Source organism: Bifidobacterium biavatii DSM 23969 (assembly GCF_000741165.1).
GTDB lineage: Bacteria > Actinomycetota > Actinomycetes > Actinomycetales > Bifidobacteriaceae > Bifidobacterium > Bifidobacterium biavatii.
The window spans coordinates 87,820-100,648 of sequence record NZ_JGYN01000034.1 but is presented as its reverse complement, the minus strand read 5'-3'; the positions used below and the strand labels follow the sequence as shown (position 1 = coordinate 100,648).

Genomic DNA, 12,829 nt, shown 5'->3' with positions numbered 1-12,829 from the left:
GCGACCGGCAGCGTGACCGGCGCGTCCGGCGTAACCGGCGATGCGACGACCGCGCATGTCGGCGGCGGCGCGCACGACGACTACATCGACGATCCGTTCGCACCGAACGGCACCGACGGCCCGATCGGCGTGATCGGAGAATACGGTCCGGGCCCGCTCGGCGCGGCTGCAAACGTCGGCACCGGCACGTTCTCCGCACACGACAGCAACGCCGCAAACGCTCGCATACCGCACGCCGGACTGCCGTACGGACTCGGCGCGCGCGGGCGCAGCGGCGACGACGCGACCGACGCGCTCGCCGCACTGGCCGGCCGATCGATCGGCGTTATGCTACCCGAACCGAGCTTCTTCTGGCCGAGCGTCATCGAACAGATGCGCACGCTCGCAGCGCACGCACAGATCACGCTCAACGTGCGCGAATCGTCGTACAACGGCGACATCCACGAAGAACGCATCCTCGACGAATTCGCCGCCGACCCGAACATGTGCGGGCTCGTCGTCGCGCCCACGTCAGAGCCGACCGTCAGCCAGCGCACGTGGGACTGGATCGCCACGTCGCCGCTGCCGGTCACCGTCGTCGAACGCGATCAGCCGGTCATCGGCGACTACTACGTCGACTCGGTGCGCACCAACCATCCGTACGGCGTGCGCAAGGCCGCCACGCACTTCATCCAGCACGGGCACACGAACATCGCCGCCGCGTTCACCAACACGCCGACCTCCGACGTGATCCTCGCCGGCTGGCTGCAGGTCGTGCACGACGTGCCCGACATCAACGGCACGCTCGTGTTCGACGGCGTGCAGCCGTACGACGCGCCGGGCGTGGAGGAAATCGTCGAACGCATCCTCGGTTCAAGCACCACGGCCGTGCTCGTGCACTCCGACTATCTGGCGATCGCGCTCGCGCAGGCGCTGGAGAAGGCCGGCAAGCGCGTGCCGGAGGACATTTCGATGATTTCGATCGACGGTTATGCGACGCTCAGCTCGCGTCCGCTCACCGTGCTGCGCTCGTCGCCGCGCGACCTGGCCGAGGCGGCGCTGCGCACGCTCGTCGAGCGCATCCTCAACCCGGAGCGCGCCACGCGGCACGTGTTCGTCGACCCGCAGCTCATCGACCGCGGTTCGGTGGTCGACCGGGCGTAGATCGTCGACAGGGTGTGACCGGCTGCGTTGGTGACCGGCCGCGACCATCGCCGTGCGTACGTTCGCGGGCACGTTGTCATGCGTGCGAACGTGTGCCGGAATCGCACGCGGACCGGACCCGCCGTTCACACCGTGTTGTACAGGCGCGTGGGGAACGCGTCGCGGTATTGGCCGGGCGTGAGTCCCGTGCGGCGTTTGAATACGCGCATGAAGTACTTGGGATCGTCGTAGCCGACTTCGCGCGCGATGTCGGCGACCGGCGACGGCGTGGAGCTGAGCAGTTCGCGCGCGCGGTCGACGCGGCATTCGACGATCTGGTCGTTCACGCCGATGCCGAACGCGCGCTTGTACACGGTCGTCAGATAGCTCGGCGAATAGTGGAACCGTTCGGCAACCTTGGCGACGGTGATGTCGTCGAAGGCGTTCGCCATGATCCACGAGCGCACCGAAAGCATCGGGCCAAGGCCGACCGGCCGGTGGCCTTCGACGGCGACGTTCGCGCCGCCGATGCGCACCGTGTGGCCGTCCGGGCGGAATCCGCCCACGCCACCGCCCGTGTCGACGCCCATCACGTAGCGTTTCGCGGCGCCGGCGGCATCCGCACCGCGCCCGTCACGATCGGCGGCCGACTCGGTCATGCCGGCCACAAGCACGCGCGTCTGCGCGGTCACCTCGAGCAGCAGGCAGGTGAGGAAATAGTCGCAGTACGTGTTCGCGTGCGGACCGAAGCGCGCGTACAGGTCGATCAGCTGGCCACACATCACGGCCAGGCGGTCCGGGTCGGCGGCGCGGCACCAGTGTGGCAGGATCAAACTATCGCCGGACTGTGGCAGTTTGACGGCGTCGTCGGCGTCCCCGACGTGCATGTCACTGGAGCCCTCCGGCAGGCGAAAGTGCATCCAGTAAAAGTCGAGCGGCTCGGTGATCGCACGCGAACCGGCATGCTCGACGCCGGTCGGCAACAGCGCGAGCTGGTTGGCGCCGATCGTCAACTCCCGCTCCCCCACGCGCATCGGCAGCACGCCGCGGCGCACGAACACCAGCTCGAACGTGTCGATCACGCGGCGCGCATGCCGCCAGCCCGGCCCCGACACGAACTGGCCGATCGAAAAGAAATCCGCCGGGCCGTCCAGCCTGCAAGTCGTCACGTCCATGCCCACCAGCCTAGCCTCTCCGCGCTTTTCGTGCGCGCCGTTCAGAAGATGAGCATGGCCTGGGCGGAGCGGGGTTCGTCGTAGTGGATCATGAGTTCGAGGTCGGCGGGGCGGATGGGCAGCTGCCACGCGTCGACGCTGGTTTCGCCGTATTCGGCGTCGGTCCACGGGTCGTCGACGAGCAGCGCGCCGGTGGCCGGGTCGCGGCCGGTGACGGTGATCCAGTGCGGGCAGGCTTCGCCGTGCATGTGCAGTTCGTCGATGAGGACGACGGCGATATGGCCTTCGCTCACCACGCTGGCGATGTCGTCGGCGCTGAACGGCGCGACGGTGACGGGAATGCCGGCCTCGTGCACCTGCCGTTCGAACGCGAGCTGCGTGTCGCGGGCCATGGCCGGGTCGAGCAGGCCGAGCTTGCTGTCCGGGTGCAGCGCCGGGCCGGTGTGCGAAACGCGGATCGTGGGATGAGCGCCGCGGCGTTCGGCGGCGAGCGCGAGTCCGTACGGCTCGCACGCGACGGCGATGGTCGCCTCGCGCCACATCTGCAGTTCCTCCGCGCGCGTGGGCTTGGACACGATGCCGAGCCGGTGCATCGCGGTCAGCACGGCGACCGGCCCGCACGTGAATTCAGTGGTCTGCCGGTAGTGCGCGGTCGCGTCGGTGGCCGGCAGCGGCGCGGCGGTCGCCGCGTCCGGAACATCGGCTGCCGACGATGTCGTTTCGCCCGCGGCATTGGACGCCGATGCCGTGGGATTCCCGCCGGCGGCGGATGCCAGTTCAGCGCCCGCCGCGTCCGATTCGGTGATGTCGTATTTGACGACGACGATGTCCGGTTCGGCCAACGATTGCCGTTCTGCGAACGCGATCAGTTCGCCCCACAGCGCACGCTCGCCGCCGATCGCGGTGAGCTTCTGCTGGGCCGTGTGCGGACGGTGATAGCCGAGCAGCGACGCGACGGCCGGGCTTGCAGCCCCGGCTTCGCCAGTCGTGTCATCGGCAACGTTCGCATCATGCGCGGCCGCATCGGTCACGGCGAGATACACGGTGCGCACGAGCGCGCCGCCGGCCTTGGCGAGCGCCGCTGCGGTCGGTTCCGGGATGGCGATACCGTCGATGTCGCGGAGCGTCTCGCCCTGTTCGACGGCGTATGCGATGTAGCGGGTCATGTCTGGCTCCTTGCGGGGGAAATTCGAGGGAAATTCAGTCGAGGGCGGGCGGCATGGCGGCGATGAGGGTGCGCACGTAGTCGTGCCGCGGGTGGTTCATCACTTGGTCCGTGGTACCGGTTTCGACGATTTCGCCGTGGCGCATGACGGCGATGCGGTCGGCGATGCGGCGCACGGTGTCGAGATCGTGCGAGATGAACAGCATGGCGAGGCCGAGCCGCGAGCGCAGTTCGAGCAGCGTTTCGAGCACATGCGTCTGGATATTCGCGTCGAGCGCGGTCACGGCTTCGTCGGCGACGAGCAGTTTCGGTTCGGGAGCGAGTGCGCGGGCGATGGCGACGCGCTGGCATTGGCCGCCGGACAGCGTGCCGGGCTTGCGGTCGATGAATTCGGCTTCCAGCCCGACTTTGGCGACGAGCGCGCGCACGGCCGCGTCGTCGGCGGGTTTGCCGGACACGCGCAGCGCCTCGGCGAGCGTCTGGCGCACGGTCATGGTCGGGTTGAGCGACCCGTACGGGTTCTGGAAGACGAGCTGCGCCTCGCCGCGCGACCAGCCGGTCGGCTTGCCATCGTTGCCGGCGAAGACAACGCTGCCAGAATCCGGTGTTTCGAGGCCGACGATGCAGCGCGCGACAGTCGATTTGCCGGAGCCGGATTCGCCGACGAGGCCGAGGATTTCGCCGGCGCGCACGTCGAGCGACACGTCGTTGACGGCTGGCGCGGCGGCGCCCGGGAACGTTTTCATCAGGTGTTCGGCCCGCATCACCACGTCGCCGGGGGCCGGTTTGTCGGTGACGGCGAGTCGCGTGTGCGCGTCGAGCAGTTCGCGCGTGTACGGCGAACGCGGATGGTGCACGACCTGGTCGCGGCCGCCTTCCTCCACGACCTGTCCGCCGTGGAAGACGACGAGATGGTCGGCTCGTTCGACGGCGAGCGCAAGATCGTGCGTGATGAGCAGCAGCGTCATGTGCCGGCTGGAGCGCAATGATTCGAGCAGGTCGAGCACGGTTTCCTGCGTGGACGCGTCGAGCGCGGTGGTCGGCTCGTCGGCGATGAGGATGCGCGGATCGGGCGCGAGCGCGGCCGCGATGGCGACGCGCTGGCGCATGCCGCCGGACAGTTCGTGCGGATACGCGTCGTACACGGCCGGGGACAGGCCGACGTCGACGAGCAGCCGTTCGACGGCCGCGCGACGCTGCGCCTTGGTCAGCCGACCTTGTTCGACGGGCCGATCGTCGCCGGCACGGTCGGCCACACGACCGGTGCGGACCGCCGCACGCAGTCCGTCTTCGATCTGGCGGCCGCAGGTGCGCAGCGGGTCGAGCGAGGAGAACGGGTCCTGCGGCAGCCAGACGATCGTGCCGCCGCGCAGTCTGCGCCACGCGCGCTCCCCCGCTTCGAGGTTGATCGGCTCGCCGAACAGCGCGTAGTCGCCGCTGGCGTCCGACCGGTCGGGCAGTAGTCCGGACAGCGCTTTCGCAGTCACGGACTTGCCGGAGCCGGACTCTCCGACGACGGCGACGGTCGCGTCGCGCGGGATCGTCAGGTCGACGCCGTGAATGATCTCCTTGCCGCCGATCGTGACGTGCAGGCCGGCCACGCGCACGGCCGGCGACGCGACGGTCGCACTGCCGTCGTTCGCAGCGTACGCAACGTTCGCAGCAACGTGCGCAAGCTTGGCATCGTTGGCGGCAACGTTTGCGGAGGAAACAACAGAGGAAACAGTCTTGTCGCTCATCGTTCCGCCTTCTCGCTTTGCTCGGTGATGAAGTCGCCGACGATGTTGAGCGCGATCGACGTGACGATGATGGCCACGCCGGGCGCGATCGCCGCGTACGGGTTGTCGAAGAGGAGGTTGCGCGCGTCGGAGAGCTGCCGGCCCCAGTCCGCGTCCTGCGGCGAAACGCCGAGGCCGAGGAACGAGAGGGAGGAGAGCGAGACGAGCGCGTTGCTCATGTCGAGGAACAGAGCCGCGCCGACAAGCGGGCGGATGACCGGGAACAGGTGGAACGCGAGCGTGCGCAGCGGCCCGAGTTCGAGCAGCCGAGCCGCGTCGAGGAACGGGTCGTTGATGTGCGCGAGCGCGCCGGATCGCACGAGGCGCACTTCGTACGGCGCGTACAGGATCACGAACACGAGCACGTTCGTCCAGTAGCCGCCGCCAATCACGCCGGCGACGACGATCGCGAGCAGCAACGTTGGCAGCGAGAGCATGAGCTCGACGATGCGGGAGATGATCCAATCGACCCAGCCGCCAACGTATGCGGCAGTCAGGCCGAACACGAGGCCGACGGCCATCGCGCCGAGCGCGATCGTGACCGGGCCGATGATCGCCGTCTTCGCGCCGGCGAGCGTGAGCTTGAGCACGTCGCGGCCGAGCGAGTCGGTGCCGAGCGGATGGTCGGCGTCCGGCAACGCCGTCGACAGCATGATGTCCTGATCGAGCGCGCCGGCGGACAGCGCGGGAACCACGCTCAGCACCACCACGGCCGCCAGCACCACGAGCGCGAGGATCAGCGGCAGACGATGCCACACTTTCGTCATCATCGTGCGGTCTCCTTTCCGTCGTTCGCGCCAGCGCCGTGCGCGGCCGCATCGACGGCACGGTCATCGCTGACGTTCGCGCCAGCCGTGCCGTCGTTGTCAGCCCTGCCAACGTTGCTTGAACCGGCCGTAACGGCCACCGCAGCAACCGCAACCGGCGACCGCCGCACGCGCAGACGCGGGTCGATGAGCGCTGCGAGCGCGTCGACGACCGCCGTCGCCACGCAGATAATCGTCGCCATGATCATCGTGATCGCCTGCACGGTCGGAATGTCCTTGAACGTGACCGACGTCTGCAGCAGCGTGCCGAGCCCGCCGATCGCGAACGTCGTTTCGACGATCACCGTGCCGGAGACGAGCGTGGCGATGAGCAGTCCGGACGACGTGATGATCGGCAGCGCGGCGTTGCGCAGCTGGGCCGCGAGAATCGTCCGCCGGGCGACGCCGCGCGAGCGGGCGAACAGCGTGTAGTCGGAGTCGACCTGCTTGATAAGCGAGGCGCGCGAAATTTTCACCACGGACGCGAACAGGCCGACCGCGAGCGTGATCGCCGGCAGCAACAGGTGCCAGAGCGTGTCGAGGAATCCGCCTTCGCCGAGACCGTAGATCGGGAACCAGCCAAGCTGCACGGACAGGCCGTAGAGCAGCAGCAGGCCGACCGCGAAACTCGGCGCGCTGAGCCCGGCGACGGCGAGCGCGGTGACGAGACGGTCCTGCCAGCGGCCGTTGCGGCGTGCGGCGAGAATGCCGAGCGGCAGGCCGATGACGAGCGCGATGGCGAGGGCGAGCAGGGCGAGGGCGAGCGTGATCCATGCGCGCTGGCCGATCATCTGCGAGACGGGCAGCTGCGTGCGGATGGACGTGCCGAAGTCGCCGTGCAGCAGGTTGTTCAGCCAACGCAGGTACTGCCGCCACAGCGGATCGTCGAGATGGTACTGCGCGCGGATGGCGGCGAGCTGTTCGGCGCTCACCTTCTTCGCGCCGGCGAGCGTGCGGGCCGGGTCGCTGTTGGTCATGTACAGCAGGCCGAACGTGACCAGCGACAGCACGAACAGCAGCAGTATCAGGTTCGCCAGCCGTTTGCCGAGGAATTTCAGCGCGTCCAACGGTTCCTCCCTTCCAACGTTCTCATGGGTTCCATCGTTCTCATCGTGCTCATGCAACTCATTCAAGATACAGCCAGGCTCCCCTTGCCCGGGGAGCCGCCGGCGAAGCTGACTGAGGGGTAGTCAGAAGGCTGTCCCCTCTTGACTACCCCTCAGTCGGTCATGCGACCGACAGCTCCCCCCGCAAGGGGAGCCGAATGCGGTGTTGCTACCGGTGCTTAGGTTCCCGCACCAGTTCTACCGGTTTATTGTTCCACGAAATCGGCGGCCCAGTTGGTGCCGAGCCAGAACGTGTCGATGTTCTTGAGACCGAGGCCCTTCTTGGTCGCGACCGCGGCCTTGCCCCAGTAGACCGGCGAGTAGATGTCCTGCTCGAGCGCGGTCTTGGTGGTGTCGAGCACGATCTGCAGCTTCTCGTCCGTGTCGGTGAGCGTGCCGATCTTGTCGGTCTGCGCGGCCACGTCCGCGTCGGTCCAGTTGGCCGGGTTCGCGCCCGCGCCGCCGGCGGCGAGCAGCCACGAGGTGACCTCGTTCGGCTGCGGGGTGGTCGGGTTGTAGATCATCCACGCCACGCCCTGCTTGCCGTTGCCGACCTCGCTCAGCCACTGCTCGAGCGGGATCTCCTTGACGTCGACGGTCACGCCGAGCGGCTTGAGGGATTCAGCGAGCGCGAGGGACGCCTTGCCGACGGCCGGGTAGCCGGTCGGGTACGTGAGCGTGGTCTTGAAGCCGGAAGCCTGCGAGGACTGCTTGAGCTCCTCCTTGGCCTTGTCGATGTCGTAGTCGAGCGCGCCGAGGTTCTTGACCTTTTCGGCGGCCTTGTCCTTGTCGTTGTCGGTCCAGCCGGCGAGCTGCTCCGGGGAGTCGATACCGGTGGCGACCTCGCCGTAGCCCTTGAGGATGCCCTTGACGACGCCGGCCTTGTCGAGCGCGTAGGAGAACGCCTTGCGCACGTGAATGTCGTCGAACGGTTTGACGCCCTGATCGAAGGTCAGGCCGTAGTAGGAGCGGTCGGAGTAGGCGGTGACCTTGGCGCCGTCCTTGCTCCACTGGCTCACGCTGGTGACGGGCACGTTGAACGAGGCGTCGACCTTGCCTTCCTGGAAGGCGAGCAGTCGGGTGGAGTCCTCGGTGATGAAGTCGACGCGCACGGTGTCGGGGCCGTCATTCTCGCCCCAGTAGTCCTTGAACTTCTTGAACGTGACGTGGCTGGACGGGTCGAATTCGGTGACCTGGTACGGGCCGGTGCCAACGATCAGCTTGCTGGCCGAACCGTAGTCGCTGCCGGCCTCCTCACGGAACTTCTTGGACGTGACGAACAGGCCGGCCACGTTCGAAACCTGCGTCGGGAATTCGGTCTGCGGGGTCTTGAGCGTGATGGTGATCTGCCATTCGCCGGTCTTCTCGACCTTGTCGACATAGTCCGGCCAGTAGACGGACAGGCCCGGCGACAGCTTGGCGTCGCGCGCGGTGTTGATGGAGTCGACGATGTCGTCGGTGGTCAGCGAGCTGCCGTCGTGCAGCTTGACGCCCTGGCGGATGTCGAACACCCACGTCTTGTTGTCGGTGCTGCTCCACTTTTCGGCGAGCGCCGGCACAACCTTGCCGGTGGCGTCCACGCCGGTGAGGCCTTCCTGATACAGCGCGGCGAGCTGGTAGTTGGCGCTACCGGCCTCCTGATTGACGCTCAGCGTGCTCACGGCGGAGGCGCTGGCGATCTTGAGATCCTTGACGGCGGTGCCGGTGGTGGTTTTGGCGCCGGTTTCGCTCGGCTGGTTGGCGTTGTTGTTCGAGCTTGCGCCGCATCCGGCGACGGCGAGCGCAAGTGACAGCGCCAGCGCGACGGGCGCGATCACCTTCCTGAATACGTTGCGTTGCGTGGTGGCCATGTTCTTCCCTCTCGTTTCCTGTATGACGGGCGTTCACGGGCGGGCGTGGTTCCATACCGTGCCGAACCGATGAATGTCGTTGTAATGTACACTAGCCGGTCAACGTTTCGAGGGGAAACGACACGAGGGGCGTGAAAACGCTGTAATTCCAACGTTTTCACGCCCGCTATAGCTTATTGGTATACGAGATGCGGCTCATATTGCGGAGATGCGGGCGCGGGGCGGCGGGCCGGCCGACATCATGTCCCATTCGGCAGACCGCCTGGCAGACCATCCGACAGGCGGGCAGCGTCACGCGGCCGAGCCTGACATCACGCCCTGTGCAGCCGCGTCCATCGTCGCACTCGCGCAGCTGGCCGTCGTCACGCCTTGCGCGGCAGGTCGACGGGCCCGCCGAGCGTGACCGTGTCGAGTCGGCCGGGCTCGTCGCGCGTGGCCTCGGCCCAGACGCGCAGATCACCCTCGCCTTCGGGCACGAGGAACAGATTCCCCCGCCCGCCTGCCAGCACCGTGCCCGGCAGACCGCCGAGCACCATGCGTCCGAGGCAGGATTCGCGGGTGAACGCGGTGAGCTGCAGTCCGTCGCCGCGGAACCGGACGACCGTGTTGTGCGCATGCGCGGACTGGGCGATCGCATCGGCCGGAATGCGCAGCCACTGGCCGGAGCCGGGCGCGATGGCAAGCGGCAGCGTCGCCGTTCGGTCCGCTGCCGCGATTGTCGGAGCCGACGAACCGCAGGCCGCGTCCGCGTCCTCGGCCGCGTCGGGCGCCGGAACAGCCGCGTTGGACGCCGAGCCCGCGTCGAACGCCGAGCCCGTGCCGAACGCCGCGTCAGCGGCCGCGCGCAGTTCGCGCAGTCCCTGCGCCGCCATCGTCCAGCCGGTCACTTCGAGGCCAGTCAGCAGGGTCATGCGCCCGGCGTTCTCGCCCCACGTGCGCCAGACGGTCACGGTCAGCCGGTCGCCGTCGCAGATGTCGCCGAGCCAGAGCGTGGGCGTGAGCGGCGTGATCGCGCCGACCGCGCGGCCGTTGAGCGCCACATCGCAGCGCGCTTGCCCGTGCTCGACGTGCAGCGCGGCCGTCGCGTCGCCCGCGTGCAGCGTGCGCGTGTAGGCGAGCTTGTGCGGCCATACGTCGGTGGTACGGCCGCCCAGTCCGCCGCGCGGCAGCGGATCGTCGCCGATCGTCAGTCCGCGGGCGCGCAGGTCGCGTTCCGCGGCCGGATCGTCGGGCGCGTATTCGGTCAGCCAGCCCGAGTTGAGATCGTATGCACGGGTGACTGCGATCGCACCGGTGATGCCGCGCTTGGCGTGCAGCCGCAGCGACGGCAGGCGCGCGTCGTCGAAGTTGGAGTGTCCCCAGATGCGCGCAGTGACTTCGAGCGTGCAGGATTCGGCCTGTGCGGGCGATCGTTTCGCCGAACGGTCGGAACCGGCGCCGGCGGCAGAGCCGGCCGCATCGGCTGCGCTGGCGTGCGCTCCGCGATCGTCATCGGCGTTGCGGCCGAGCGCGAGCGGCACGTACAGCGCGCCGCCGCCGTTCGCGCGCCACGGCGTGACCACGGAACCGGCCGTACCGTCGCAGCGCACGCTGATCGTGTCGGCCGCATCGCGCAGCACCACGCCGGTCACATCACCGTATTCGGACGCGTCGAGCGGCGCACGGTAGCGCATGGATCCGGCGTAGACGCCGCGATCTTCCATCGGCAGCGCGCGGCCGTTCGCATCATCTGGCACCGGGGTCCACGCCGGTTCGGCGGCAACGTTCGCACCGGTCGTGTCCACCGTCGTCATCGTCGTCTCGCCGGCGCAGGACGGCCGGTACAGACGTTCCGGCCGCGACAGCACGACGCGGTATGTTCGCGGCTCGCCGCCGTCGATCGAGAACGTGACCGCGCCGTCGGTGCCGGACACGACGAGCGCGCCGTTTTCGACGCGCGTCTCGACATCCCCGGTCTGCCGGATCACGGCGATCGCCTCGCCGCCGGCCGGCGCGAACGCGGCCCAGACCGCGCCCGGCTGCGGCAGCGGCGCGGACAGTTCGATCGACGTGACCGCCGCCGGCCGGCCGTCTTCGGCACAGTCGACACCGGCATGATCGTCTCCGACGCGAACGTTATCGACACGGCCAGCGTCGTCATTATCACCACCGTGCGCCGCGACGGACAGCGCGACCGGCTCGCCGTTCGTCGCGCACAGCGTCAGCGCATCGTCCAACGGCAGGTCGTGCACCAGCATCACGCCGGCGCCGGCGGGTAGCGTCGCGGGCGGCAAGTGCAGCGACGGGGCCGCATCGGACGCAAGCGCGATCGTCGCGTCGCGATGCGCGACGTTGGTGAGCGTGGTCAGCAGGCCGCCGCCGTGCAGGGCGAGCGTGCCGATCGCGACGCCGCCGTCGGACGGGTCCGCGTCGTCCGTCGTGTCGAACGCGCGCCCGTCGGGGTCGCTCGCGGCCACGCCATGCCATCGTTCGCCGTCGGGCACGGGGTCGGCCAGCGCTAGCCGCTCCCCCAGCGCGGCGATGATCGCGGACAGCCGGCGCGCCTCGTCCGCATCCGGCCGCTCCTGGCCGGCGGGGTCGATCACGCCGCCGAAGTCGTAGTCGTGGGTCATATACGATTCGAGCGCGCCCCAGTTGTTCACCGACGTGGTCAGGTCGAAGTCCCAGCCGGACACCTGCAGGAACGGGCCGACGAACTGCGCGCCGTTGCCGACGAGCCGGCGCAGCGTGCGGTGCAGGCGGTTCGTTTCGGTGACGATCAGCGGTGCGCCGTGACGGGCTGCGGCCGCCCGATAGTAGCGAACGTGCGCATCCATGTCGACGCCGTTGTCGTCTGCGTACAGGTTCACCGCGGGCGTGACGACAACGTTCGCAGCATCGCCCGCGCCGGACTGCGCGATGTCGCCCTGCCCGGCGCACGCGACGATCGGCACGTCGATGCCGGCCTCGCGCATCATGCCGGCGAGCGCGCCGATGTAGCCGCGCGGGTCGCGGCAGTTGTAGAAGTCGAGTTCGTTGTCGGCCTGCACCATGATGACCGGGCCGTCGTGCCCGTACTGCCGACGCGCGATGATCGGCAAGATCCGGTCGTACCAGCCGCGCACGGCGTCGAGAAACGCGGGATCGTTCTGCCGCAGCGCTTTGCCGCCCCCGTGCGCCGGATCGGTGGCGACCCATGCGGGAATCGCGCCGCCGTCCCACTCGGAGCAGATGTACGAGCCGGGCCGCACCATCGCGTACAGGCCGGCCTCGCCGGTGAGCCGCAAGAATGCGTCGATGTCGTGCCGACCAGCGAAATCCCAGACGCCGGGCGCGGTTTCGTGGAAATTCCACGGGATGTACACGTCGATCGCGTGGTAGCCGAGCCGTTTCACGGCCTCGAGCCGCTGCCGCCACTGCGCGCGCGGCACGCGGAACGGGAACAGCGAGGCGCACAGCAGCACGCGCGGCACGCCGTCGATGAGGATGCGACCCCGTTCGAGCCTCACTGCCCTCGATGCGCTGTTTCGGTCGCCGGGCTGGTCGCCGGATTGGATGGACTGGTTCATGGTCGCCCCTTCTTGACGATTGACGATGCCGGTGGGCATGTCGCCGCCGACCGTTCGATTCATTCCCATGACCACTGTAGGCCGAACGCGACAAAGAAAGGCCCGCATCCGTGCCGATTGTCGAAATCGGGCGGATGCGGGCCTTATGGGTCGGCTGCCGTTACGCGGGCCGCACGGCCGATCGGTTGGGGATCGGGGCGGTTGTCCTTACGCCGGCGAGCGTTGAAGTTTAAGAAAGTCTGCGTGCGTTCGCAGTGCGCGATGCGCGCGGCTGCGACG

The 12,829-nt window shown here is 68.5% G+C and carries 8 protein-coding genes; 1 reads left to right on the top strand and 7 read right to left on the bottom strand.

The window, feature by feature from the left end; translation table 11 throughout:
- The coding region (locus tag BBIA_RS11610; protein WP_035138427.1) for a LacI family DNA-binding transcriptional regulator at positions 1 to 1,143 on the top strand (1,143 nt) is incomplete at its 5' end.
- Positions 1,144 to 1,268: 125 nt separating this feature from the next.
- On the opposite strand, the gene BBIA_RS11605 is transcribed toward BBIA_RS11610, so the two are convergent.
- The 7 genes from BBIA_RS11605 to BBIA_RS13535 form a co-directional block, all read right to left on the bottom strand.
- On the bottom strand, positions 1,269 to 2,297 hold the full coding sequence (locus BBIA_RS11605; RefSeq protein ID WP_051924027.1) for an AraC family transcriptional regulator: 1,029 nt from the start codon (positions 2,295 to 2,297) through the stop codon (positions 1,269 to 1,271).
- A 41-nt stretch (positions 2,298 to 2,338) separates the two neighbouring features.
- Positions 2,339 to 3,463 (bottom strand): peptidase C39 family protein, encoded by a 1,125-nt coding sequence (locus BBIA_RS13540; protein ID WP_051924026.1) that lies wholly within the window; start codon positions 3,461 to 3,463, stop codon positions 2,339 to 2,341.
- Between the two features lie 34 nt (positions 3,464 to 3,497).
- A complete protein-coding gene (locus tag BBIA_RS11595) occupies positions 3,498 to 5,201 on the bottom strand; it encodes an ABC transporter ATP-binding protein (protein ID WP_081892370.1) in 1,704 nt (567 codons plus the stop codon).
- On the bottom strand, positions 5,198 to 6,010 hold the full coding sequence (locus BBIA_RS11590; RefSeq protein ID WP_051924025.1) for an ABC transporter permease: 813 nt from the start codon (positions 6,008 to 6,010) through the stop codon (positions 5,198 to 5,200). Before BBIA_RS11590 ends, BBIA_RS11595 begins: the two co-directional genes overlap by 4 nt.
- The gene (locus BBIA_RS11585) at positions 6,007 to 7,113 is read right to left on the bottom strand and encodes an ABC transporter permease (RefSeq protein ID WP_238548513.1); all 1,107 of its coding nucleotides are present in this window, start codon (positions 7,111 to 7,113) and stop codon (positions 6,007 to 6,009) included. Before BBIA_RS11585 ends, BBIA_RS11590 begins: the two co-directional genes overlap by 4 nt.
- A 245-nt stretch (positions 7,114 to 7,358) precedes the next feature.
- Positions 7,359 to 9,002 (bottom strand): ABC transporter substrate-binding protein, encoded by a 1,644-nt coding sequence (locus tag BBIA_RS11580; protein ID WP_051924024.1) that lies wholly within the window; start codon positions 9,000 to 9,002, stop codon positions 7,359 to 7,361.
- 362 nt (positions 9,003 to 9,364) lie between these two features.
- Positions 9,365 to 12,550, bottom strand: a complete 3,186-nt coding sequence (locus BBIA_RS13535; RefSeq protein WP_160268241.1) for a beta-galactosidase — start codon at positions 12,548 to 12,550, stop codon at positions 9,365 to 9,367.
- Positions 12,551 to 12,829: the final 279 nt, after the last annotated feature.

Bases quoted from the DNA above. Each gene is read 5' to 3' on its own strand.
- BBIA_RS11590 (WP_051924025.1), bottom strand. From the start codon at position 6,010: ATGATGACGAAAGTGTGGCATCGTCTGCCGCTGATCCTCGCGCTCGTG.
- BBIA_RS11580 (WP_051924024.1), bottom strand. From the start codon at position 9,002: ATGGCCACCACGCAACGCAACGTATTCAGGAAGGTGATCGCGCCCGTC.
- BBIA_RS11605 (WP_051924027.1), bottom strand. From the start codon at position 2,297: ATGGACGTGACGACTTGCAGGCTGGACGGCCCGGCGGATTTCTTTTCG.
- BBIA_RS13540 (WP_051924026.1), bottom strand. From the start codon at position 3,463: ATGACCCGCTACATCGCATACGCCGTCGAACAGGGCGAGACGCTCCGC.
- BBIA_RS13535 (WP_160268241.1), bottom strand. From the start codon at position 12,550: ATGAACCAGTCCATCCAATCCGGCGACCAGCCCGGCGACCGAAACAGC.
- BBIA_RS11595 (WP_081892370.1), bottom strand. From the start codon at position 5,201: ATGAGCGACAAGACTGTTTCCTCTGTTGTTTCCTCCGCAAACGTTGCC.